The sequence below is a fragment of the Dyadobacter jejuensis genome (assembly GCF_003149085.1).
GTDB classification, from domain to species: Bacteria; Bacteroidota; Bacteroidia; order Cytophagales; family Spirosomataceae; genus Dyadobacter; species Dyadobacter jejuensis.
Genome location: NZ_QGDT01000002.1, coordinates 240844 through 265913, shown reverse-complemented (window position 1 = coordinate 265913; position 25070 = coordinate 240844). Strand labels below are relative to the sequence as shown.

12 protein-coding genes are annotated in these 25070 nt (G+C 46.4%); 6 read left to right on the top strand and 6 right to left on the bottom strand.

The genetic code is table 11. The features are described 5' to 3' along the window. Positions 1-568: 568 nt before the first annotated feature. From CLV98_RS05260 to CLV98_RS05240, 5 genes are all read right to left on the bottom strand, one after another. On the bottom strand, positions 569-5281 hold the full coding sequence (locus tag CLV98_RS05260) for a DUF8202 domain-containing protein (RefSeq protein WP_109673266.1): 4713 nt from the start codon (positions 5279-5281) through the stop codon (positions 569-571). A 322-nt stretch (positions 5282-5603) separates the two neighbouring features. Beyond that, a complete protein-coding gene (locus CLV98_RS05255) occupies positions 5604-13523 on the bottom strand; it encodes a right-handed parallel beta-helix repeat-containing protein (protein ID WP_109673265.1) in 7920 nt (2639 codons plus the stop codon). An 826-nt stretch (positions 13524-14349) separates the two neighbouring features. Then, complete coding sequence (xylA, locus tag CLV98_RS05250) at positions 14350-15675, bottom strand: xylose isomerase (protein WP_109673264.1); 1326 nt, start codon at positions 15673-15675, stop codon at positions 14350-14352. A gap of 214 nt (positions 15676-15889) precedes the next feature. Continuing rightward, positions 15890-18007, bottom strand: coding sequence for a peptidylprolyl isomerase (locus CLV98_RS05245; RefSeq protein ID WP_109673263.1), 2118 nt, complete (start codon positions 18005-18007; stop codon positions 15890-15892). Between the two features lie 98 nt (positions 18008-18105). Then, positions 18106-18591, bottom strand: coding sequence for a hypothetical protein (locus CLV98_RS05240; RefSeq protein ID WP_229203223.1), 486 nt, complete (start codon positions 18589-18591; stop codon positions 18106-18108). 138 nt (positions 18592-18729) lie between these two features. Here CLV98_RS05240 and CLV98_RS05235 point away from each other — a divergent pair, with 138 nt between their 5' ends. Next, on the top strand, positions 18730-19032 hold the full coding sequence (locus tag CLV98_RS05235) for an SCP2 sterol-binding domain-containing protein (RefSeq protein WP_109673262.1): 303 nt from the start codon (positions 18730-18732) through the stop codon (positions 19030-19032). Between the two features lie 47 nt (positions 19033-19079). Here CLV98_RS05235 and CLV98_RS05230 read toward each other — a convergent pair whose 3' ends face one another. After that, positions 19080-19799, bottom strand: a complete 720-nt coding sequence (locus CLV98_RS05230; RefSeq protein WP_109673261.1) for a pyridoxine 5'-phosphate synthase — start codon at positions 19797-19799, stop codon at positions 19080-19082. Between the two features lie 159 nt (positions 19800-19958). Between CLV98_RS05230 and CLV98_RS05225 the strand changes: the two genes are divergently transcribed. The 5 genes from CLV98_RS05225 (at position 19959) to nadA (ending at position 25045) form a co-directional block, all read left to right on the top strand. Beyond that, a complete protein-coding gene (locus CLV98_RS05225; RefSeq protein WP_109673260.1) occupies positions 19959-20408 on the top strand; it encodes a GatB/YqeY domain-containing protein in 450 nt (149 codons plus the stop codon). Beyond that, complete coding sequence (locus CLV98_RS05220; protein ID WP_109673259.1) at positions 20405-20962, top strand: CvpA family protein; 558 nt, start codon at positions 20405-20407, stop codon at positions 20960-20962. The genes CLV98_RS05225 and CLV98_RS05220 overlap by 4 nt, the downstream gene beginning before the upstream one ends. 84 nt (positions 20963-21046) lie before the next feature. Next, complete coding sequence (gene rlmN / locus CLV98_RS05215; protein ID WP_109673258.1) at positions 21047-22102, top strand: dual-specificity RNA methyltransferase RlmN; 1056 nt, start codon at positions 21047-21049, stop codon at positions 22100-22102. A gap of 226 nt (positions 22103-22328) precedes the next feature. Next, complete coding sequence (locus tag CLV98_RS05210) at positions 22329-23750, top strand: inorganic phosphate transporter (protein ID WP_109673257.1); 1422 nt, start codon at positions 22329-22331, stop codon at positions 23748-23750. A gap of 299 nt (positions 23751-24049) precedes the next feature. Continuing rightward, positions 24050-25045: a quinolinate synthase NadA gene (gene nadA / locus CLV98_RS05205; RefSeq protein WP_109673256.1), complete on the top strand. Its 996-nt coding sequence runs from the start codon at positions 24050-24052 to the stop codon at positions 25043-25045. Positions 25046-25070 lie beyond the last annotated feature (25 nt).

Sequence of the window (25070 nt, the reverse complement as noted above, 5' to 3'; positions counted from 1 at the left end):
TATGATTTATATGTTGTGCTAGGGTTTGGGATCGGTATATAGTATTAATATGGCTTTCTATGATTGTCTTATTTCTAATTTAGTCAAATAGTAATAGAATCAATTTTAACATAAATCCAGACGATTTTAGCTGTAATATAATGATTATTTTGATTGTATGTGTCCAGTTATACTACAACTGAAATGCGCATAGTAGTGATAGAAATCGGAATTGCAGTGGATGACTTTTATGGATAAAAATAACTTCTACATCGTTGTCGCCCCGTTTTTCAAAGGCTTTATTATAATTCAAGGCTAGATAGATCTTAATGATTCTATTTAAGGTTCTGTAATAGAATGTTTTGATAATACTGTTTTCAAAGGGAGAACGATTGGGTAGCAGTTTGAAGGAAAATAGATATTGGAGATTTGAATATTAAAGGATGATGAGGATTCAATGTGGTTACGAATAAATTGTTTTTTATTGATAGTATAAATTCTATAAATAACTTGGAAATTGTCTTACTTTAAACAAAAAAACCAGCCCGTCATGGGCTGGTTTTTGCAACGAGTATGTGTACGGTGAAACTTAGTCCTTTAAGAACTTATGATAGGAAATGACGCCATTTCCATCCTGGACTTTTACGAGATAGATACCGCTAGGAAGCAGGCCTACGTGTAAGGTATGGCTGGAGGCCTTCGTGGTTTCGGTTATTAGGGACTGTCCTAGTATATTGGAAATGGTCAATTGGTTGTTACCAACGAGTCCTTGGATCGTAACGGTGGTGCTTACTGGGTTAGGGGCGAGCACGATTCCCGATCCTTCGAGTTTTAAACTCACCATTGTGGAATAGCTAAAGCTACCATCAACATCTACCGACTTAAGTCTAAAATAGCTAAGCCCCTGAGGTGCCTGGTCGTAAGCGAGGCTATAGCTGGCTCCATGGGTGGAATTCTGGCTTTCTACCCTTCCAATGCTATAGAACTGCTTGCCATTGCTACTGTATTGGACTTCATAATGGCTGCTTTGTTCTTCGGAAGTGGTTTTCCAGTTGAGGAGCGCTGCACCGGTTTCGCTAGCAGTAGCCGTGAATGAAACTAACTTTACGGGTAAGGGATTGGTCGTTTTGTTGGCCATATATCCAAAAGTGCTAAAGCTGGTGATGCCTGTAAACTCTACATAGTTAATACCATTTTCGGTACCATATACGGAATTCTCCAAAAACTCATAAGCATGGGCTCCGCTGAAGCCTGTAGGGGTTTGGTCGGTGAGAACATTGGCCGAGATCCCTTCCATCTTAAACCATTTTCCTTCCACAGTACCCCCTACTGCCGGGTCGAGGTTGTCTTCGGCGGCTTGTATATCGGCCGGGTCGAAATACAACCTTACCGTAAAGCTACTTCCATTTAACAGTAGGCTACCGGTGTTGATAACGGTATACATCCTATTGGATAGGGCGGTGGTGTTGCTGGTAGCGTCGGTTTTGCGTTGATTGGCAATATCGCTGGCTGTTAGGCTCTGGTCGTTTAGGGCAATGGCCGCCGTACTGAAGTTATAGCCCGTTACCGCATTGGGGTGTACGGCCAGGTACTTTATGGTCGGATTGGCGATGTCGTCTACAAAGGTCAGGAAGCCATTTTCGTCGGTACAAGGTCTTAAAAGTGCTAATTCGGACGCACTTGAGGCTACGAGTTGGGGTAGAGGCTGCAGCATGCTGGTCGCTATGCTGGTATAGGCCATATTATTGTCGTAGCTACATTCGCCAATGGTACTGGTGCTAACGGGGAATGAGAGAGGCAAGCTAGCCGTACCATCATCGTTGAGCACTACATATAAGTCCAAAGGTGCCGTAAAGCCCGATAGATCCACCAAGGCGGTTTGGGTAGTACTGGCGCCCATGGCCAGGGTAGCATACAGGGAATCGGTGGTAGCCAACCGGGTCGATCCTGGCTTGGTAGGATCTCCTACGTAAAAACGGATGGGGGTTTTCGCTGGAGCTACTGCCGACCCGCTGTTGGTGATTTTGTAGCTTACCGACACCGCATTCATGGGGTAGGAGCAATCCGTTCCGACGGCTAGTTCCGATAGCCCGGCATCTGGAGCCGCCACCATACCATTGGGTACGGCCGACAGGTAGTTCTGCACGTTAAAGTTATTGAAAGGATAAAGTCCTGAGCCAATCGGATACTCTTTTCGCATGTCCTGCTCTACGCGTGGGATACTCAAGTCATCGTTGATGTTGGTGCTGCGGTAACCCCTTCCGTTCCATACTTTTCTGGCTGGAGCCCAGGCAGAGGTGCCCGCTTTAGCACCAAAGACCGTGAGAGCGCCTATGAAGGCGGTGTTGCCGCCGGCCACCACGACAAATTCGGCTTGCCCATCATTGTCTACATCGGCAACGACGGGGTTCTCCATCCAGGTAGCGGTTCCTGATGCGATTTTAAATAGATCCGTAGGAGTTGCTGAGTTACCATTGATAACTTGGATATATCTTTCGTCGTTATAGATAAGCTCTTGGTTTCCATTTCCATTTAAGTCAAAGGCCGTAACACCGGTTTGACCGGATACATCCACCACGGGAATGTCCCAAATTGATCCGCTTGGATAGTTTAGGTTATAAGCCGACAAAGTAACGGAGTTGGTAAAGATAATTTCGGGGAAATTCTTGGCTTTCCCATCCAAGGTAACGTCATCGTAGACGTTGGCGATGGTTGGCATAGCCTTATAGATATTTGAACCTAAGCGATAGGTGGTCTTCATTTTAAGAACGGATGCTACTGGATCCCAAACCACGATTGCAGTTCCGTTGGTATAGGCGATGTCCAAATTGCCATCGAGGTCTAGGTCGGCTACGGCAGTGGGGCCATCGTCATTCGCCAGGATATCCGATCCAGCAATAGTACTGAGGTCGGCAAGGGTGGTGAAGTCGCCGGTAGTCAGATTGACGCCAAATACCTTGGAGCCTGCCACGATTTCTTTTCCAGGATTACCGGGCATAATGTCGACCACGACGATATCCTGTCCCCAGCCACGGTTATCTCTCCCACTAGGAGCGGTATTGCCTGCGGCAATTTTGGAAAGGGTGCCATTGGATAAATCGAACTGAAAGACGTCGGTACCTACAATAATTTCGGGTACTCCATTTTCATCGATATCTACCACCCGGGGAGACCCACCCTTAAAGACGGTATTGATGGGCATATCCGATTTGAATTCGTAGGTGGTTGCATTACCCGATATATGATTGAAAACATATATATAGCCATCTTCATCTATGGTGATTACTTCCGGTGTGCCATCCAGGTCTATATCGGCCACGGCTGTTTGATTGGTGGACTGGCCTACTTCTACATTCAATTGAATATCGTAGTCGGTGGTCGTTTTGCCAGCATCCGAACCATCTCCACTAAAATAAGTGAGACCGGCTCCTCCAGCTCTGATGGCCAGAATTTCGGAGATCCCATCCCCATTCAGGTCGGCTATGGCTGCAGAGGCGGCACAACCAAAGACATTTCCTGTAGAGCTCGACCACTTCTTATCGATGTTGAAGCTGCTGATATCGGCAGTTGGAGCGATACAGGCCGGTGTAGCGTTACAGTCGGAGTCGGCTTGGTCGATATATCCATCAAAATCGTCGTCAATACCATTTCCACATATTTCGGCCGTGCCAATGACGGTGATGCTCACCTGCTTGATACAACCGTCGGCATTGGTGTAGGTAATGTTGGCAAAGCCGGGAGACTTGCCTGTTACTACACCATTATAGTTCACTATGGCCACCGAAGCATTAGAGGTAACCCATGGGTTGGTAGCGGCCGGTGGGTCGGTGCTCGCCAGCTGGATGGTTGTAGCGCCTGTAATGGACGAAGGTCCGGTTAGTTCTGCCGCAGGGCAATAAGAACCAAAACTAAAATACAAGTCTGCTCCTGTGGGGAAGTTCAATTCAAAGACATCATTGGTGACTCCGTCGATGTCCAGGGTACCACTGGCGACTACCTCAGTAGCGGTTCCGTCACTGAGTCCTGCCAGGCTAGGGCTGTAAAGCAAATATGGCGTAGCCGCTCCTTGAGTGGGTAAATATACCGATACCGTTTGGTTAAAATTATTATTGTTCTGTAGCTTCCAGGTACGAGCCAAACGGTTATTTACCTGGGCTGAGCCTGTAACGGTAAGTTTTGATGACATATCGCTGCCATTATCCCCCCAAACCAAAAATTGCTTGTCCGTAGCGACTGACTGTAGGTTGTCCGTGTTGGTGAGGGCTAGTGCTCCTAGGGCCATGGTTACCTGTGGGTCCGACGACACGATACTGCTACTCTGTTTTTGATGAAGTGCGGAACCATTATCCTTGCCAATACCGGCAATATGATGGTGGTAAGTACTGTTGCTAGCATAGTTCCATATCACCGTTCCATCGGAGAGGACATAATCCCCTTCATTAACGGAGCCAGCGATATTCTCCCCTAATATATTATTATTATTATCATCGTTGGATAGGGTTTGGCCATATTTTAAAGCGAGATAGGACTCTACTTTTCTGGTGTTTAGCTTGTTAAGGCCCGATGGGAACAGGATCACTTCTGCGATTCTTCCATCCATATAACTTCCTGAACCATGGGCCCCTATTTGGAGTGCTGTTGAAGTATAAGACTGGCTGCTTGTACCCGTAATTTTGGTTTGTCCATCGACCCGAATTTCCGTTCCGTCGATGACGCCATTCTGGTACTTACCCACGGCAAGGTATGGTCTTTCGGACGAAACCACGTCATTGGCCTGGACAAGTGTTACCTTATTATGCCATAAGGCTAGTCTGGTAGTGGTACCACTACCCCAAAAGGTATGCCCTGCGTCACTAGAACTGCCGATGATATTGTTTCTGACCGAAGCCGCTGGAGTGGCATTGGGCTGGTATACCACAAACTTGGTATAGTCAGAGCCGCTTACGGCTGGGACGGGCGTTGTGCTTTTAAAAAACGAGGAGCCAAATATCAATCCAGGATTGTAGTTAACTGCCCCTTCATTGATGGTGACGGTTCCAGTAGCCGAAAAACCGTTGGCCACGTCGCTCTGGTTCGTCCAGGCGGTGGCGTTGCTGCCCGATAAGGTTAGCCCTTGGTCGGCTTTCAGCCACACGGTCGATCCAGACACTCCGCCAGGTGACTGGGCCTGGGATGGCAAACTCGCAAAAAGAGCTAATGACACCAGTAAGTTAGGGATTGGATTAGCCCCAAATCGAACCACCCATTTCCGTGCCTTACTCCGTCGGGTGGGTTGAACATTAGTAAAATGTTTTTTCATCATTTTTTGTGGTTGAATGATACAAAATTGTTGAGTGGATATAGGCTGGAGGGTTCTAAAATAGTTAGATGGCTTGCCTGGCGTTAAGCTGGATCAAGGCCATCTCGGGCTCAAAGTGCCATTGTTTCAAGGCTCAAAATTAAGGGGATACTTATGGAAAGAATGTAACCATATGGTTTGCTATTGGTAGAAATGATTCTATGGTCCAGCCGCTATTTAATTAATATTTGATATATTATTTTAGTCGTAATATTTAGCAATAAAAATCCCCCGACAACACAGCGGTGCTAGTTGTCGGGGGAAAGTAAAAAGAGGTGATTTGCCTTTATCGGGCTATAACAACCTTAGAGGTAATCCTGGACTGATCATTCTTGGTGATTTCTATCAGATACACGCCGGAACCCATCTTGTCGATCATAATGGACGGTGTAGGGGTATCACCCGACTGATAATGAACCTTTCCAAGCATGTCGATGATCCTTATCTGTTTTACCTTCGTCCAATCTTCCACCTTAACGTTCAGCTGTTCGGCGGCTGGATTAGGATAGATGTTGGTGCTAAAGGTATTTTTTATTTCTACGTTCACTAGTCTACTATAAGCAAAGCTATCGTCCAGGTCCACCATTTTGAGTCTATAAAGGTTATTCCCAACCGACGGATTGGCGTGGGTGAACTGGTAGGGCTGTAGGCCCATGCTTTCTCCCTGAGCCTTCACCAGGCCTAACGATTGCCAGTTCTTTCCATCCATGCTATGCTCTATGACGAATTCGGAGCTGTTCGTTTCTGCCACCGTACTCCAATTCAGGACGGTTGCATGCTCTACCAGACTCGCCTGGAAAGACACCAATACCACTGGTAGTGGGTCAGGAGCACTACTCAAAGTCCAAGGGGAAAATTCGCTAATTGCAAATGCACTAGTCGTGTACTGGTCACCCGATACGACGGTCGTTAGGGCACCACTCTTTTTCTCCCAAATGCTGCCATTGTAGCGGTAGCCATAAAGTTCACTAGGGCTTTGGCTATTCATATAATCCTGTAGTACGCTAAAGGTAACATCATCACGCCCCACTCCAGCATTGGTAGGGTTGATCGTCCAAAGAGTCTTCACAGCTCCGGCTCCGAAGATAGGCGTGATGGGGGTGGTAGAAGTAGTTCTAATAATCTCTACCTGGCCCAGGTCGGCCCCGGAAGGCAGATGGACCCCAAGAAATTGGATAGCAGCCGTACCTACAGCTCTTTGTTCCATGATGGCCGTACCAAGGATATGACTGCTCGACTTTTCCAAGACATCCGTGGCGGTGGGGCCAAAGGTTACTGGGGTGTTTTCAGCATTTAGAATTCCATTGGTAAACTTCAACTGCCCCTGAATCTGAAAAGCGTTGGAGGGGCCGCCAGTGGGGATAGTCCAGTTACTACCCATCTCCACGATCGATTCGGCACTAGTCTTTAGAATAGGAGCCGTAAGATTGGCGTTACGGTCCACGGTCAGACCAGCGTGCAGGGTCAGGTTGGGTAGAGTGGCAGCAGGCGTTAACGCGAGCGAGATAGCCTCAGTAGTGCTAGGGCTCATTTGAATCTGTACGTCTTCCAGCTCTATTTGTGCATTATTTCCAGAAACTTCTATGCCTTTGCCGAGTGGGAGCAGTATGCTGGTAGTCCCCTTGACAATCACTTTTACAGAAGCATCGAGGCTGTTGTCGGGGTTGTCGTTTACTTTGATCCCTACCTGGGCACCGCTGATTTGGACTTGGTCGACGGTATAGGTGCTGGCCTTGGCGTTAGACCCACCAGAGTCGGGATAACCTTCGTAATTATTGGCATAAATACCACTATAAACATCAGAAACCGTTCCTCCTTTGATGGTGACGAGGTTAGATGGGTTGTTCCAAAGCATATAGCCATGACTCACTCCAGCGATTCCCGTAATAAGGTTGTCTTCTACCGTGGCCCCTACGGTATTTTGAAGGGAACTGAGCATGATACCGTCATGACGGCTGCTGCCTGGTACTGCGGAGATGGTATTTCCAGTGATACTAAAATTGGCCGCATTCTGATAGGCCAGGTTATGCCAGATACCCCTTCGTACACTACTGATGGTGTTACCCGTGATACTATGTGAATCCCCTGGGTCGGCTTTTGAGAAATTACCCGTTTGCACCCCAATCCGTACCCGGGTCATGCTATTGTCTACAATATCGCAATAGGCATTATTATAGAGCAGAATCCCTATACCAAACTGGCTAGGTACTATATTGTCGAAGCTGTTTTGTTCAATGACATTACCGGAAGTAGCTGCTCCTGCATTCGTGTAATTGTAGATAGATATACCAGCGTAATTAAGGTTCTTGATCCTATTATGGCGGATGAGGGTATTGCTGACCCCATCATAGGCCGTAATACTCTGTCCTACATTGACGTCGATCCCATTGATAGACTCCCCACCGGCTAGAGCGGTATTGTCACCATTGAGGGTGAGACCTTCTATGCGTACGCCATCCAGGGCTCCTTGTATCGACAGGATAGATCCGTCTACAGGGTCGTTGGTAGCGGGCATTAAGATAGTTTCAGCCAGCCTAACCCCCGAAATAGGGTTGATGTCCTTATTAGCACCAAATAACTTAAGCGCCTTATCGATCACTACATCTTCAACATAGGTTCCCGCATCAATATGAATGGTATTACCAGAGGCCGCCACTGAAATAGCGTGATTGATGGTGAGGAAGGGCAGGGCCGCCGTTCCTGGATTGGCATCGTCGCCAATGGCACTCGTCAGTACGTCACCTACTAGCGATATGTCATTGACCCAGAATTCGGTTGGGGCTACTGGATCCACACAGTTGCTAAAGGCGGCATCGTCGGAGGTACTCAGGATCGTATTGAGGCCCGTGCTGGCAGTCATGATTTTGGCGTTAATGCCTACTAGATCGGTAAGGCCAAACCAGTTGCAGGTCAGGCTTATGTCGCTGGCCGTCCGGTTGATGAGGGCCTTCCCACTATAGGATAAGGAAAGGTCGTTTTGCTCGAGGCTTACACCCGACGTACCATCATCGATCTTTCCAGGCTCTCCAATCCGTACGCCATTTTGTGGGCCTCCAATGGTGTTTTTGTACAATACAACTCCAGAAAGGGAGGCGGGAGATACGGAATAAGAGCCATCGCGCCGTGCCTTAATGGTCACTGCGGCTGGAGCCTCAGGGTCGGTAGCCGTACCCGTTAGGCCGCTGTTGGTAATGGTTGAGTTTTGAATCCTGATATTTTCAAAGGCTCCGTACTTCAGGTTGATATCGATCCCATTATTGGAACTATTACTGGGGCTGGTACCGCTGTTATGGACCAAAACGTCATCGATCAAAAGGTTGCTGGCGCGTTCGATGTAAATTCCTTTTGTAGCATTATCGCTAAAATCGGAACTGATGATGTTCACAGCATCAAAAACATTGGCTCCTGTAGCGGTAGATCCATAGATGGTCATTCCTTGCCCGTTATGCTTTACAAGGCTGTTGCGTACCGTCAGGTTCGAAATATTAGCGGTGGACGTACCCGTACGAATACCTACCGCTTTGTTATTACTAATGTCAGCGTCTTCTATAAGGAGATGGTTGGCATTGGAATTTAGGACGACCCCGTAGTTGTAATCGGTGACCTTTAGGTAACGGAGGCTAACATTCGGAACGCTGACCGTAATTCCATTGCCTGTGCCACTGGAAGGAGCCTGTAACTGGACTACGGAAGCGCCGCCATTTTTACCCACTATAGATAAGGACTTGGTAACCGTTACGTTTTCAGTGAAGGTACCATCGGCTACCTTTAACTCATGTCCGTCGACCGTAGCGGCGTCGTTAATGGCCCTTTGTAAAGAGCAGAAGGTTTTGCCCGTATTGGTATTGACTACCACGCCAGGCCCCGATTGGTAGGTTACGTCCCGCACAGGGTTGCCCGTATTGCCATCTACCAGGATATCACAAGAATAGGGTGCATTCCCACGTCCGAAGTACATATCCGAGAGGTTACCTTGGTCACCGTCGGTGGTGGTCCCAGCCGTATAAGGGGTATGTCCGGCCTGTCGTTGAATGTCCACCGTATTTCCGGAGAGGGTATTATTGAGCACCTTGTGGTTGGTACCCTCCACCACTATTCCGAATCCTTCGCTATTGCTGCCTGCATTTCCTTGAACGAAACCCGTAACGGTGTTACTCTTTACGACTACTCCCGTTGGAATATCTACATTAAATGCTGAGGCGACGCCACGTCGGTATACGGCGATACCGGCTAGGTCGCGCAGGTCGGTAGTGGCTCCAAAGGTAACGGTGTTATTCCGCACGATGATGGCTCCATCTTCGGTGTCGTTGTCGTTACCCGTACCGTTGGGGTTTTTGAGCTCAATTCCAAAACGACCATTGACAGTGATAATATTGTCCTCGATAATATTAGGTCCAGCACCGGAAGTTAGGCCCACCATACCGATCGCGTTGTCTTTTCCCACAATGGTATTTCCTTTGATGAGCACCCCCGAGGCGGAGCCGTCCTGAAGTTCAATACCACAGCAATCATTATTTTCTACTAAGGAATTTTGGACGGTGATATTCGTTTTTAAACCATTCCATAGGACTATTCCCCTGGCTCCAGCCCCATTATTTTGTAGCGTAGCATCATCGATCAACACTCCATCGATAGGCCCGTTGGCATAAATTCCGGAAGCCGAACTGTTGTTTTTTATCGTTACTTCTTTGATTGTTAGGTTATTATTGTTTCTTAAGGCATAAATACCAGCGCTCTGGTTTCCATTGATACCCGCGTAGTTCTGGATGGTTAGCTTTTGTACCATTACGTCGGTCTGGTCAGCACCAATGTAAATAGCCGATCCTGTTCCCGCCAAGGTACTTCCATCGAGGATGGTACCCGCTTCAGACTCACCGGTAAGTTTCAACTTTTTGTTGAGGGCAACCCTTTCGGTGTATATACCATTGGCGATCAATAACTCGTCACCATCTTGGGTGTCTATATCGTCTATAGCGGCTTGTATCGTTGCAAAGGTCTGTAGGGTACGGAGATTTTTTACCGGGTACTCGCAGGCACTAGCGGTTTGGAAACCCGTTAGGCCGGGGTCGTCGTCGGTACCAGAGAGTAGTTTTGGGGAGGTGTTGATCGTCCCTCCACCGGTATTAGATAGCTTGGGTGCCTCGCCAAACCAATTACAAGAGGCATTGGTTTCACCACTGGCCTCATTGACGATGTCGAAGAGCACACTTCCTGTAAAGCTGTTTTGATGCACTTCGGCTGGTGAGCCTGTATTGGTACTGCTGTTGCTCTTACGAACCACTAGGGCAGACTGTACATCGTTAAACTTATTGTTGGTGACCAATACAGGTTCCGCTCCTGTATTATAAACGGGCGGGTTATAGCTTGTAAAGGATCCCCCTATCCAGGCAATACCTTCCATAAAGCCACTTACCTCGTTGTTTTGGTAAACCAATTTTTTGGCTGAACCCGATCGGGAGGTTACCCAAAAGGCCGTTTGGCGGTTGAGGTTGGCCGTGTTGCCTGCCTCTACGTTCGTAAATTTATTGCCTGAAATATCCATTGCAGCGTTTTCATTGCTTCCATTTTCCCATATCCCTCTAATAATGGCCGGTTGGGCACTCGGTAGACCCGTCACGCTAAAGGTATTATTGCGGATCTGCAGACCATCATAGACGGTCCCTCCACTGGTGGTCGATTGAAGGCCTATGGAAGTGGAATATTTGCTTTCGCTATCGGCACTCTCACCCGTACCGTCCATTACGAATTCGTTTCCAGATATCTCAATATTTTTTCCAAAAGTGTAATGAACCCCTATATTTTGGTATCCGTCGTTGGGAGCAGCAATGGAATTAGGATCGGCAGGAATATAAAATTGATTGTTGAGTATTTTAAGATCATTGAGCACGGTAGTGGGCCCACCGTTATGATCGGCTAATATAGCCACATCAAAATCTTTAATGGTCAAGTTACTAATCGTCCAGTTTTGATAGCTACTCCCTGGCTTACTATTAAGGAATAAAAAGCTTTCCAGGGAAGTAGTTGTCAAGTCGCCAGGGCCCTGGATGGTAGCCGAAGTACTGGAGGTTAAGGTGACTCCGTTAACTGCCGCTGTAGGGGTGATGCTGTAGTCATCGCCAGTTCCGCTTAAAGCAGCACTCCCATTGGTAAGGATGGCATCGGTACCCTTTGCCCAAGCTTCCTGGGCTTCCGTGGTAGTCCAGTCGAAGGTGCCTGCCAAGTCGATCGTCTGATTGTCCAGTACACAACCTATGGCATTGGCCAATATACGATAGTCGTTATTGGAGGCCGATAGGGGGGGAGTGACCGGAGCCACATTTAGGGGAGCTCCAGAAAGCACAAAAGAAGTGGCCGACGGAGCTGGAGCCGCTACGTTGACTAGCCATGGGGCTACTTTGATATTGCCGATTTTGTCTCCAGCAAATGACGCTACGAAGCCTGGGGAGCTTCCTCCAAACTGACTCGTTGTTTGGGCGTCATACCCGGGCTCTCCTGCAGGCGATATGGTGGTAAGAGGAGAATTAGTCGTGAAAGCGTTGCAGGAGAGATCGGCAGTAGCATATTCACTAGTGGCGCCCGTTCCATGGGCATAAACATCCGTAAGCCAGTTGCCACTAAATCGGTTATGACGTAGGGTGAAATTGTTGGCCGTAATTCCTGACCCAAAGGCATGGTTAAAAATGAGTCCATGGGTGAAATTGTCGCGTATGAGGTTATTGAGAACCTGCCCTCCACTGATATTGACACCAAAGGAAAGGCCCGTTCTATTCTGTTCAATCAGACTGTTGATGATCTGAAAGTTCTGTCGATTATATACATATATTCCACTTCGTTGGTCTTTTACGGTAAGTCCATCCAGTATCACGTCGTTGGCCCCTATACTGATGCCACTGTCCATCTTATCGGCTTTCCAGGTCGCTTCGCTCTGTCCATAATCGCGGGTCACGGTGAGCTGGGACACTTTAGCCCCGGCAGCCGATATGGTCATGACGGCCCCCTGGATACCCTTATCGTAGGTGCCCCGGACAATCGTATTGTTTTGGCTCGTTCCTACCAGGTTTACTTTTTTATTGATTACGACATTATCGCTGTACAGGCCATCGGGAAGCGTAATGGTGGCATCGGTGTTAGAAGCACTGATGGCGTCGGCAATCGAAGGGAAAAAAGCGAAATCGGCATGGCCAGCGAGGTTGGTATTATTGGAATGTATAAAATGGTTGGTGGCAGGGCGCGGATTGGCTGAAGCGGCGTACAGCTCTGTAAGTGCGACTATGGCAGAAGTGGCCGATCCTGAGAGGTCGTTGGGGTAAGTAGCTCCTGGGATGGTGCCGGAATTGGTTAAGACCGCCGTTCCAGGCTCTGTGTCATGGTCGGGTACACTGAAGCCCCCATTGGTGTTGATCTCTAGGCGGTCAGGGGTGTCTTTCCCCAGCCAATTATTGCGCATGATCAGCTTGGTGTTGGCATGGGTATTATCGATTTCTATTCCGCTGGCTAGGTTTCCGGTGATATTATTTCCCGATAAGTACATCTCGACTGGCGAATTGGTATTGTCGGTCAGTATGAGTCCATAACTCCTGTTATTGGACAAGTCGTTGTCGATGAGGTATATTTTGGATAGGGTAGTAGCCGAGGCAGATCCAGGGAATATTACCCCGGTTCTATTGTCATCGAAACGGCACCTTTTGACGGTGATATCGGTAGAGCCCGGTTCAAGGTATATGGCCGTACGATTCTTGTAGAAGGTACAGTTTTCGATCAAAATATTGGAGCTTCCACTCGCCGTGGCCACTGAAATGCTGGGATGGCCCGGGTTGGGGGGCAGGGTCCTTTGTATTTTGAGATTCCACAGTTGCGTATTGGAATTCAAAATGATAGCCCCGGTATGGGCGTTAAGGATGCTTTTATCATCCGGGAGGCCTATCAAAGACACACCTGCTTTTATACTGAGCGATGTGGCCATATAGCTACCAGCATCTACCATAATCCGATCGCCAGCGCTGGCCAGCGACATGGCACGGGTCAACGTAGCAACGGGTGTGGATGGGGTGGCCCCCATCGCAGCATCGTCGCCGATGGCCGTTGTAAAGCGATCGTCGGTGGTAGCGGCGTCGTTCAGATAAATAATTTTTTGGGCATAGGACGTAGCTGTGCCCAGCATCAGGAGCATAAGAATCCTGATGAAAGGGAAATGGTTCCTTTTCATGGGTTAGGAAAATTTAGTAAGACTTAATTGTTTGGATATGATTATTAGGGTACGCAGTTTTCTCCTTTAAAGGGGCGCTCAAGGTACTCCGGGTAGGAGGCCTTTCCGAACGGTAAGGAGCATAACCGTATTGACTCCTTTGCCGTTCGTAATTGGGGGGCCTAACAGCATAGGGATTAGCTCCCTATGCCTTAGTGTGAGTAATAGCCGTTTGAATAGCAAACGAAAACAGGGCCGTACTGAAGGAGCCTTGTACGAGGCGAATTTTTCATTTTCCTCAATGTTCGGTACAACTTTGTGCATAAGGGCGAATTTTTCCTTGCTATGAAGTCAAGGTGGTTTATAACCTTCATAATTTACCTTACGTTGAGTATCGAAAACAATAACCCTTGGAACCATAGGTCCCGCTTAAGAGGGCGGTCTAATTGAAGAAACGTTGAGGGGAGAAAGTAAGCAAAGGAGTGCTAAATAGTAGCTGATAAAAGGATTCTTTAATTCAAATTCTTTTCCTTCCTATTATAGAACACCAAGACTTTCTTGCTATGAAAGTAGAAAAAGGAAGTGAAAGAATAGGTGGGGGGTATTAGTAAACATTTAGAAACTTAGTGAACGGTTTAAAGTTTATTGTTCATCGTAAAGTAGCCTATACTAAAAATGAATATTTCCGATTAGAATATCAAAATAGTTTGAGTTTTGGTTTTTAGAAATTTTAAAATATTGAGAAGCCGTTAGGGGCTCCTTACTCGTTTCTACAGGGTCGTACAGCAAAAAAGGCCGTCAATTAAAGACGACCTTTTTTGTAAAAAAAAATTATATGCTATTTCGCTCAGATGAAGCGATTGATCATATTTTCGAGGTATTCCTGACGGCCCGACAAAGTGGCGGGTTCCCCATTGGCAGCGGCTAGCTCAAACAAATTCTCTAGGCTTAGGGCTCCTTTTTCAAATTCAGAACCTTTGCCACTGTCAAAGCTGGCGTAACGGTCGGTGCGAATCTTATCGTATTCTCCATGAGTACGTATTGCATCGGCAATAACAAGGGCACGTGCTACGGTATCCACTCCACCAATATGGGCATGGAAGAGGTCTTCGGTATCGGTGGAGTTTCTCCTCACTTTCGCATCAAAATTAATTCCTCCTTGCAGTCCACCGGCCTCTAGAATTATGAGCATCGATTTGGTCCACTCGGTCAGGTCTATAGGGAACTGGTCGGTATCCCAGCCATTTTGATAATCTCCTCGGTTGGCATCGATAGATCCCAATATACCGGCGTCGGCTGCTACTTGTAGCTCATGCTCGAAGGTATGTCCGGCTAGCGTGGCATGGTTTACTTCGAGGTTCAAAGAGAAATCGTCGAGTAGATCGTGCTGACGGAGGAATCCAGAAACGGTGGCTGCGTCAAAATCATATTGGTGTTTGGTAGGCTCACAAGGCTTGGGTTCTATAAAGAATTTACCTTTGAAACCATTTGCGCGGCCATAGGACACGGCCATTTTAAGCATCTGAGCCAAATGCTCCTGCTCCCGCTTCATATTGGTGTTCAGTAAGGACATATAGCCTTCTCTACCCCCCCAGAATACATAATTCTCCCCTCCGAGGGCTATGGTCGCATCCATGGCCATTTTGATTTGCGCACCGGCATGCGCTACCACGTTAAAGTCGGGATTGGTGGCTGCACCATTCATATAGCGGTGGTGGCTAAACAAGTTGGCAGTTCCCCAGAGTAGCTTAGTCCCAGAAGCCTTTTGTTTTTCGGATAAGTAGGCAGTAAGTTCTTGTAAGCGTCCTTCATTGGCATTTACATCGTTGGTATAGTCTACCACATCTACGTCGTGAAAGCAATAATAAGGAAGGCCTAGCTTGGTGATGAATTCAAATGCAGCATCTGCCTTATCTTTGGCGCGTGCTACTGCATCGGCTTTTTTGTCCCAAGGGAAGAATAGTGTAGGGCCGCCGAAGGGATCTACCCCGGTGCCACAGAAACTATGCCAGTAGGCTACCGCAAAGCGAAGATGTTCTTTCATGGTCTTGCCTGCGATGATCCTATTCTCATCGTACCAACGATAGGCTAAGGGGTTGTCGGACTCTGGGCCTTCATAGGCCACCTTGCCTATCCCTTTAAAATACTCCTGATCTCCTATTAATATGCTCATTCTGTGTTCGTTTAATAAAGTTTATTCTCGAAAATACTTGAATTCAATAAATGAATCTGGATCCATTTTACTATAATAAGTGTACCGTTGACATTTTATACTGCAATACTATAAATTAATTGTGAAATTTGAATGTTTTTCAAGGAAAAAAATGAGTTAAAACAAAAAAAAGAGGGATGAATGGATCATCCCTCTTTTTTAAAGTGCTTTTTTCTTAAAAGAACTTAGCTCTTTTATCTTTAATTTCTGCTTTTTCACGAATGGCCTCATTGGCTAGGTAAGATGTTCTACCTTCCAAAGATTGGGTCAGTTGCGTTTTATATTGGGTGAAGTCCGCAATTTTAGGGGCTTCTGTTTTGTTGATCAATTCTACGATAAACACGCCATTTTCGCCAGAGAACACATCCGATTTGCTACCTGGTTTCAGACCAAACGCCTTACCCAAAGCGATAGGATCGAACCCTGCGCTGGTCAAGAAGCCTGTTGCTAAAGTGATATCCGTAGCAGACTCTACCAAGGCTCCAGCACCGTATTTTTTGGCAATGCTTTCCAAATCGCCGGTAGCTCCTTTTAGTTTGGCGGTAATCTGTTCCGATTTGATCTGATTACGTACCTTAGTAGTCAACTCGTCTCTGAAGTCATCTATTTTCACCTTATCGGCGTCTGACTTACCTGTTAATACGGCCACGATATATTCGTCTTCAGTTTCGAATACCTGAGATACCGAGTTCAGGCTGGTACGGTCGTTGAATGCCCAGCGAACAATTTCACGGCCATTCTGAATGGCGTTTACATTGGTAGCCGTTTCAGGAATTCGGTTGGCAGTAGCCAATACAAGTTCCTTATTTTTGTTCACTGCCTCCAGAAACTCTTCTTTATTACTCACTGAGTTGACGAACTGATCGGCTTTACTGTATGCCTCGTCACGAGTACTTTGACTAGGAGCGATGGTTTTTCCGATCGTCGCCAATCGATATAAGGTATTGGAACGAGGATCGGTTACCTTAATAATATGGTAACCAAACTGGCTTTCTACCAATTTGTTGACCAACCCAGGAGATGACATAGAGAAAACGGCTTCTTCAAATGGCTTAACCATGGCGCCGTTGTTTTGGAAGTATCCAAGGTCTCCACCTCTTTGAGCTGAGCCAGGATCGGCACTAGAGGTAGCCGCTAGGGCTTCAAAATTGGCTCCCGCTCTGATTTGCGCCAAGATTCCTTCGGCCTTCGTTTTAGCAGCGGCTTTGGCCGAGTCCGATTGGTTTTCAGCCCTGATCAGGATATGGCTTGCACGGGCAGTAGAAACGGAGTCTTTGCGGATACCGTCGTACTTATAGATGTAATAGGTATTGTCCTCGCGGTAGGGGCCATATACACCACCAGGAACGAAAGTCTTAACGGCTTCCTTCAGTTGATCCGACATATTGGCCATCGACATGTTGATGGGAAGGTTGATATCGGAGTTCATTGTGGCGAATGCCGAATCGTTTTCAGCAGTAGCTAAGCCGCGTGCCAAGTCCTTAATTTCTTGGTATAGAGAGGCGCTGTCATCCTTAGCGGGCTGCACAGGGAAAGTTACATATTCTATTGAACGCGTATCTGAGCCCTTATATTCATCCCGGTGTTCACTCAAATAGCTTTCTAACTGAGCGTCTGTAACCTTAATGGTGGTATCGACTACCGAAAAGTAAGGTACGTACAAATAGTTGATGGTAGCCTTGGTGTTTTGAGCCATATATTCCCGTTCTGCTTGAGCTTTTGGGGTATAGGTCGAGAGCCTCAAAAGGTTCTCATATTTGGCGCGGATTCGCTCTTCTTTTAGGTTATTCTCAAAATTAGCCCATGATCTTTGCTGTTCTATGGGCAAAGTTTTAAGGTTTTTGAGGTAATTAATAACGGCACTCTTATCGAATTGGCCCGTGGTAGGATCTGAAAAAGCCTGCTGTATGGATGGGCTCAAGTGATTGCCCTGCACCATATCGACTAGCTCCTGATCGGTAACGGTAAGCCCTAAGTCATCAAATTCTTTTTTGTAGGCGATATCGACAATAAATTGGTTCCAAGCTTGGTCGCGCAGGGAGGCTAACTCATTTTCCCCTAAGCTACGACCCGACTGGGCTTCGTAGTTTTGACGATAGCCATCGACGCGATTTTGGAAATCCTTAATGTCAATTTCTTTTCCGGCTATTTCTCCTACAGACTGGTTATTGCCGCCTGTCAGGAAAGAGTTGGGCCCCATAAGGTCCCCGCCAACCATGAAAAGTATTAAACTGATGGCAATTACGGTTACCGCAACGCCGGACTTTTCTCGAATTTTGTTAATTAATGCCATTTCTTGTTTTCAAATTAGACCCGCAAAATAAAATCTTTTCTGTGTGGAATCCAAGGAGTATATCGATTTTGCCACAAGATTGAGGTTATAGGGTGTTGTTAATCGGTTAAGTGTTTGAGATTAAAGGCATATAAGACCGCCATTAAAACGCTCATCAGAATACCTGAAATAGCGGAAATGATACCCATCCAGCTACCTATAAGCAGTATAGGTCCCAAGAAGGCTACCGCTATACCACCCAGGTACAAATAATATCCTTTCTTTTTAAAGTTCCACATCAGATAGGCCGCGTAAAGGGATATCGATTCAAAAATAATCAGAATAATGGCTCCTGTTTGAATATTTTTGGCCGTAGTCTGGCTAATCACGGCGTCGAACATCGCTTCCATCATCGTCAATTGTTCCCCTTCGGCTTGGGATTCGAATTTTTCACGAACGGTTTCGAAAACTTCTCGGTTAGTATCCGCTACGATCCCGGGACTCCAAAGGCGTTCGGACTGCGTCCATAGGCCTGTAACGGCGGTCATAAAGGTGATATAGCAGAGTACGGTAAGAAATAAGGGCCTCTTTTTAGGTTCAGTCATTCGTCTAAAGGTTTAAAGGCCGCAAAAATTGTCTATTTAATGGAAAACACCAAGTCGATTTGAATATTCTTAACCTGGCGCCTACATTTGCGGAAGAATATATTACTTCTACAAAATTTATTTATACAATAAACCTTTATGAGTCTACAGCTATTAACGGATCGTATCAAGGGTATTCTGGGTGAAAGAGATGATTTGGATGCCACGCTAAAATTTAAAACGGATGAGGGTATGGTTTTCGTAGACGGAAAGGCACAACCTCATGTCATCTCCAACGAGAATGCAGCGGCGGATTGTACCTTGGAAGTTTCTGTAAAAAATGCTTTGAAATTATTGGACGGGGACCTGAACCCAATGATGGCGTTGATGAGTGGGAAACTGAAGATTGACGGGGATATGGCGGTGGCCATGCAGGTAGCCCAGCAGTTTGGTGGAAAGTAATCGCGATGGCGCATGGAGCCTAATGGACTCTATGCGCCATCGTATTGTTATAGTACGGTTTCTCTTAGGTACATTTGGATGGTGTTTTCCAAGCCAAAATAAAGCGCATCGGCTATCAGGGCGTGTCCTATAGATACCTCGTCGAGCCAAGGAATCGATTGACATATGAATTTCAGGTTGTCTAAGCTGAGGTCATGACCGGCATTGAGGCCCAATCCAACTTCTCTGGCGATTTCTGCAGCCTGAATAAAGGGTAGAATGGCCCGTTGACGATTTTCGAAATAATCGGCCGCATAGGGTTCCGTATAGAGCTCCACCCGATCGGCCCCACAGAGTTTTGCTCCTTCTACCATATGTGGGTCGGCATCCACAAAGACAGATACCCGTATTTTGGCGGCCTTAAATTGACCGATCAGGTCTGTGAGTTGTGCCCGGTGACGGATGGTGTCCCATCCAGAATTAGACGTGATAGCCTGTAAGGTGTCGGGGACCAAGGTTACCTGGTCGGGCTTGTTGGCTAGCACCAATTCCACAAACTTTTTCTCCAAAGGGTTGCCCTCTATATTGAATTCAGTTCGTAGTACCTCTTTAAGGTCATACACGTCTTGATAGCGAATGTGGCGCTCATCGGGACGAGGATGTACGGTAATGCCTTGGGCACCAAATCGTTCGCAATCTAGTGCCACCTTTATTACATTAGGATTGTCGCCTCCGCGAGAGTTTCGAAGGGTGGCAATTTTGTTAATATTGACGCTAAGCCGGGTCATATGGAAATATAATTGGAGTATATTAATCTGGTATTTGACTGCCAAATAGCTTTGGAAAGCTCAGGTTTTGAAACGATTCGTGTAACTTTGTCGCTCTATTTACAAATTTAGCATTCAGGTAATCTAAATTTACGTATTTATTAACATTAATTATAGATCATGTCTTTAAAAAGTCAGGTAGAAGCAGGCATTAAGGATGCCATGCGTGCCAAGAACCAAGATACACTAAGGGCCCTGCGTGCCATCAAATCCCTTATTTTACTAGAAGAAACGAAGGGTGCTGCCACAGGCGACTTGTCGGCCGAGGAGGAGTTGAAGTTGCTTACCAAAGCGGCTAAGCAAAGACGCGAATCTGCGGAGATATACAAGGATCAAGGGCGGGCCGATTTGTTGGAAAAAGAGGAAGCAGAGCTAGCCATTATTGAGCAGTTCCTTCCCAAACAGCTTACAGAGGCCGAAATCGAGGAACGCTTAAAGGTGATTATCGCCCAAGTGGGAGCTAGTGCGCCCAGCGACATGGGTAAGGTAATGGGCGTGGCCACCAAAGAATTGGCTGGTGTCGCCGAAGGAAGAGTGGTATCGGCGACCGTAAAGCGATTGCTGGCATGAAGTTAGTGGATGTCATCATCCTTTTACCATTACTTTGGGGTGCTATGCATGGGTATCGCAAAGGATTGCTTATCGAGATCATTGGCATCGCCGGTTTGGTGGTGGCGATGGTCTTGGGGTTTAAATTTTTAGGCTTGGGGATGGAGGTCCTTTCTCCCTATTTGGGCGACTCCATAGCCCGCCGAATATTGCCATACATTGGCTTTTCCCTTATTTTCTTCCCTACTATATTCTTGTTGAATCAGTTTGGCTATGCCATACGCAAGTCTATTCGCTATTCAATATTAGGCATGTTCGATCGATTTGCCGGGGCATTGGTAGGGATTGTTACCTGGGTGTTTGGAATTAGTATATTTTTTTGGTTGGTCAATTTGATCGGCATCGACCTACCGGCTCACCGTACCGACGACACCTACCTATACCCAGTGGTAGTGCCCATTGCCCCCAAGCTGATCAATAAGGCCATGCTATGGATGCCTAAAGGAACGGAGCTCATACAAGAGTGGAAATCGGAATACCTCGAAGAAGTAGAGCCTCAGGAGGAGAAGTTGTAGAACCCCGAGCCTTGAAGTAGCATTTTTTACCTCCTTTTTAGATACCTTTGTGCTTTAATTTAAGTATATAGGAAAGACAATATAATGAGCAGCGACCAGGCGAAAACGGATATTAGGAAGCTTACACTCGATCAGCTAAAGAGTTGGATGGTGGAAAATGGAGAGAAGGCGTTTCGAGCGAAACAAATCTACGAGTGGTTATGGAAAAAATCTGCTCTTTCTTTCGACGAGATGACCAATTTGTCCCTGGCTACTAGGGCCTTACTACAAAATCATTTCGTAATCAACGGAATTTCTACGGCTAAGAGCCAACAGAGCAATGACGGAACCATCAAGTCGGCGTTTCGCTTGCATGATAGCCATTTGGTAGAAGGAGTCCTTATTCCAGCCACCGACCGCATGACCGCCTGTGTGAGTAGCCAGGTGGGGTGCTCGCTTACCTGCAAGTTCTGTGCAACAGGTTATATGGATCGAAAGCGGAATCTAGATGCTGCCGAAATATACGACCAGGTAGTAGCTATAGCCCGACAGGCGGAAGGTAGCTTTGCCAACCCACTAACCAACATCGTGTACATGGGAATGGGGGAGCCTTTGCTCAATTATACCAATGTACTCAAGTCCATCGAAATGATAACTTCTCCTGAAGGCCTCAATATGTCGCCTAAAAGGATCACGGTTTCTACTGCTGGAATCGCCAAAATGATCACTAAATTAGGAGATGATCAGGTACGTTTCAGGCTAGCACTGTCGCTACATGCCGCCAACGACGTGAAGCGCAATCAGATTATGCCTATTAATGAGTCGAACTCCCTGGACAATTTGGCCGAGGCGCTCAACTATTTTTATAAAAAAACAGGAAACAGGATCACCTTCGAATATATTGTTTTCAATAATTTTAACGATACCCTTCAGGATGCGCAGGAACTTTGGGAATTTACCAAGCGGGTCCCAGCACGGGTAAATATCATCGAATATAACCCTATCGCCGAAGCTGACTTTAAAAATACGGAGGCCGATAAACTGGATCAGTTTGCAGCATTTTTAGAAAAACGTGGCGTTTCTGTTCATGTGCGCAGAAGTAGGGGCAAAGATATTGACGCCGCCTGTGGCCAATTGGCAAATAAAGAAAAGGCGGCCTGATAAAATTTTTACCACAAAACGAGGACTTTTAGCGTACTGGAAAGAGGTTTAACAAATTCTTAATCTTCTTTCGACAAACTCTAAGTAATTTTGTCCCTATTACATTTTATAAAAGTGATCAAAATAAATAATACCATTACCTCTTGAATAAGTCTAGCCATTAGGACGGGCAATGACTTTATAAAATTACTCATATCTTCATTTACCACTTTATATCCTCAATTTTATGTTTGGTCTGGAAACCGACATTTTTTTCCTTCTAGCCTTCAGTATTCTCGCTGCTTGTGCCTTCGAATTTGTTAATGGTTTTCATGATACGGCCAATGCCGTGGCCACGGTCATTTATACGAATTCCCTAAAACCGAACATTGCCGTCGTTTGGTCGGGTTTTATGAACTTTTTAGGCGTATTTTTTGGTGGTATCGCCGTGGCTATGGGGATTGTCAATCTTTTGCCTGTGGAATTGCTGATCGATCAAAATGTCTACCATAGCGTAGCCATGATCTTCTCGCTCCTTTTTAGTGCGATTATCTGGAACTTGGGAACCTGGTATTTTGGACTACCCAGCTCTAGCTCCCATACCCTGATCGGGTCTATTTTAGGGGTAGGACTCGCCTTCACTTTTATGCCAGAGAATAACCAGGGGGTAGGTGTTAACTGGTCCAAGGCCAAGGAATTGTTTATGTCCTTATTGACTTCTCCTATTTTTGGATTTGCATTGGCCATTATCCTCATGTTTATGTTGCGTCGATTGCTAAGCAAGACCATTCGGGATGTAATATTTAGTGAGCCCAAAAAGAACCAGCCCCCACCGATATGGATTCGGGGGATTTTGATCGTTACCTGTACCTTGGTGAGTTTCTTCCATGGCTCCAACGACGGACAAAAAGGGGTAGGTCTGGTGATGCTGATATTGATAGGGATCGTACCGGCCCAGTTTGCTCTCGATAGTAGCAAGGATCCGGCTACCATGAAAAATGAAATTTTGCAGATTGAGCAGGTCATCGGACGTATCGACACCACAGCGCTATCTTTGACCAACCGCCAAATGATACGCACCATGAAAGGGGAGTTTGTCAATCTTGAGCAACTCATAGAGAAGCCGATGGTGGACCATCAGATGGCCGAGGGCGACCGTATGGAGGCGCGCCGCGCCCTATTGCTGATCAGCCGCGGGTCTAAAACCTTGCTCGAAGATAGTAACGTAAATTTGAGTGCTGCGGATAAAGCCTACCTCAAGAATCAGGCCGTTGGAGAGGCTGGTGTACGCCGCTTTACCGATTACGCTCCAGGATGGGTAATCCTGATGATTTCCCTTTCCCTAGGCTTAGGAACTATGGTGGGTTGGAAGAGAATTGTAGTGACCATTGGAGAAAAAATTGGGAAGCAGCATCTTACCTATGCTCAAGGAGCTTCTGCTGAGCTGGTGGCTGCGAGTACCATAGGGGTATCCTCTTATCTGGGTCTGCCAGTGAGCACCACCCATGTTTTGTCTTCGGGTATCGCTGGGTCTATGGTCGCCAGCAAGGGGGTGAAAAACCTTCAGGGTGGGACCATCCGGAACATTGTGATTGCTTGGGTGCTTACCTTGCCAGTGACCATGTTTTTGTCTGGCTCTTTATATGCATTCTTTCGCTGGGTTCTTTAGTGTAAGAAAAATAACAGTAGTATATATATAAGGTTAACAAACCAGCCCTAGGTGCATGGTTTGTTAACCTTATTTTTTGATGGGGCCGTGCAGAGGCTGTTTTTTAAAACTGGAATAAAGGCACTCCGTTACTCTATTTTAGGCTAATACGAGACTTTAGGCGGTTTTATCCGTATTTTTGTTGAGAATTTAAGCCAATTATGGTCTGGTGATCGTCCATTTTTGTTTTTAATCTTGTTATTATCGTAATTAGAAACGGATTTTTAATTCTTAATTTAAAGCCATTTATTCCTTTTAGAATGACAACCATCCAAGAACAGGTAAGCCGCTATGGCTATGTGACAGAGAAAGTTTCGGAGCATATTGATCTGATAGCGGAAATTAATAGATTGAAAATTGAAAAAAATGCGGTCATATTAGCCCATTATTATGTGGATGGTGCCATTCAGGATCTTGCCGACTATATTGGTGATAGCCTTGGGTTGTCGCAACAGGCAGCGGCTACCGAAGCCGAAATGATCGTATTCTGTGGTGTACACTTCATGGGGGAGACTGCCAAGATATTGAGCCCCAATAAGAAAGTCGTTATTCCCGATATGAATGCCGGTTGTTCACTGGCTGACTCTGCCCCAGCCGATAAGTTTGCGGCATTCAAGGCCCAGCATCCCGACCATATCGTTATTAGCTATATCAATTGCTCGGCCGAAATAAAAGCCCTTACCGATATCGTTTGCACCTCTTCCAATGCTTTGCAAATCGTGGAGAGTTTGCCAAAGGATCAGAAAATTATATTCGCACCCGATGCCAACTTAGGTAGGTATGTGGCTCAGAAAACAGGACGCGACATGGTGTTGTGGGATGGAGCCTGTATCGTCCATATTGACATCTCCAGGGAGAAATTGGCACAATTGCGCGTAGAGCATCCCGATGCCTTGCTGATCGCCCATCCAGAATGCAAGGAAGATATTCTGCTCCAATCCGATTTTGTAAGCTCTACTACCGGCCTTCTCAAATTTGTAAAGGCGTCGAATCATCAAAAGTTTATTGTAGCTACCGAAGCCGGAATCTTGCATAAAATGAAAGAATCGGTTCCCGGCAAAAAGCTGATACCAGCTCCTGGCTCCGATAATAATACCTGTGCCTGCTCCGAATGCCCCTATATGAAAATGAATACCCTCGAAAAGGTGTACAATGCCCTGCGTTACGAACAGCCTGAAATACATGTTCCTGAAGACATTCGCCTGAAGGCTTATGGTTCCCTAGAACGGATGCTGGAGCTCAGTAAGGGAATTTAAGTATTAGCGTGCTAGTCTGTTTTAA

What these genes read in the sequence shown, in the direction of transcription:
- CLV98_RS05235 (WP_109673262.1), top strand. Translation starts at nt 18,730, where the DNA reads ATGAGTCTACAGCTATTAACGGATCGTATCAAGGGTATTCTGGGTGAA.
- CLV98_RS05210 (WP_109673257.1), top strand. Translation starts at nt 22,329, where the DNA reads ATGTTTGGTCTGGAAACCGACATTTTTTTCCTTCTAGCCTTCAGTATT.
- CLV98_RS05220 (WP_109673259.1), top strand. Translation starts at nt 20,405, where the DNA reads ATGAAGTTAGTGGATGTCATCATCCTTTTACCATTACTTTGGGGTGCT.
- rlmN (WP_109673258.1), top strand. Translation starts at nt 21,047, where the DNA reads ATGAGCAGCGACCAGGCGAAAACGGATATTAGGAAGCTTACACTCGAT.
- CLV98_RS05240 (WP_229203223.1), bottom strand. Translation starts at nt 18,591, where the DNA reads ATGACTGAACCTAAAAAGAGGCCCTTATTTCTTACCGTACTCTGCTAT.
- CLV98_RS05255 (WP_109673265.1), bottom strand. Translation starts at nt 13,523, where the DNA reads ATGAAAAGGAACCATTTCCCTTTCATCAGGATTCTTATGCTCCTGATG.
- CLV98_RS05260 (WP_109673266.1), bottom strand. Translation starts at nt 5,281, where the DNA reads ATGATGAAAAAACATTTTACTAATGTTCAACCCACCCGACGGAGTAAG.
- CLV98_RS05230 (WP_109673261.1), bottom strand. Translation starts at nt 19,799, where the DNA reads ATGACCCGGCTTAGCGTCAATATTAACAAAATTGCCACCCTTCGAAAC.
- nadA (WP_109673256.1), top strand. Translation starts at nt 24,050, where the DNA reads ATGACAACCATCCAAGAACAGGTAAGCCGCTATGGCTATGTGACAGAG.
- CLV98_RS05245 (WP_109673263.1), bottom strand. Translation starts at nt 18,007, where the DNA reads ATGGCATTAATTAACAAAATTCGAGAAAAGTCCGGCGTTGCGGTAACC.
- CLV98_RS05225 (WP_109673260.1), top strand. Translation starts at nt 19,959, where the DNA reads ATGTCTTTAAAAAGTCAGGTAGAAGCAGGCATTAAGGATGCCATGCGT.
- xylA (WP_109673264.1), bottom strand. Translation starts at nt 15,675, where the DNA reads ATGAGCATATTAATAGGAGATCAGGAGTATTTTAAAGGGATAGGCAAG.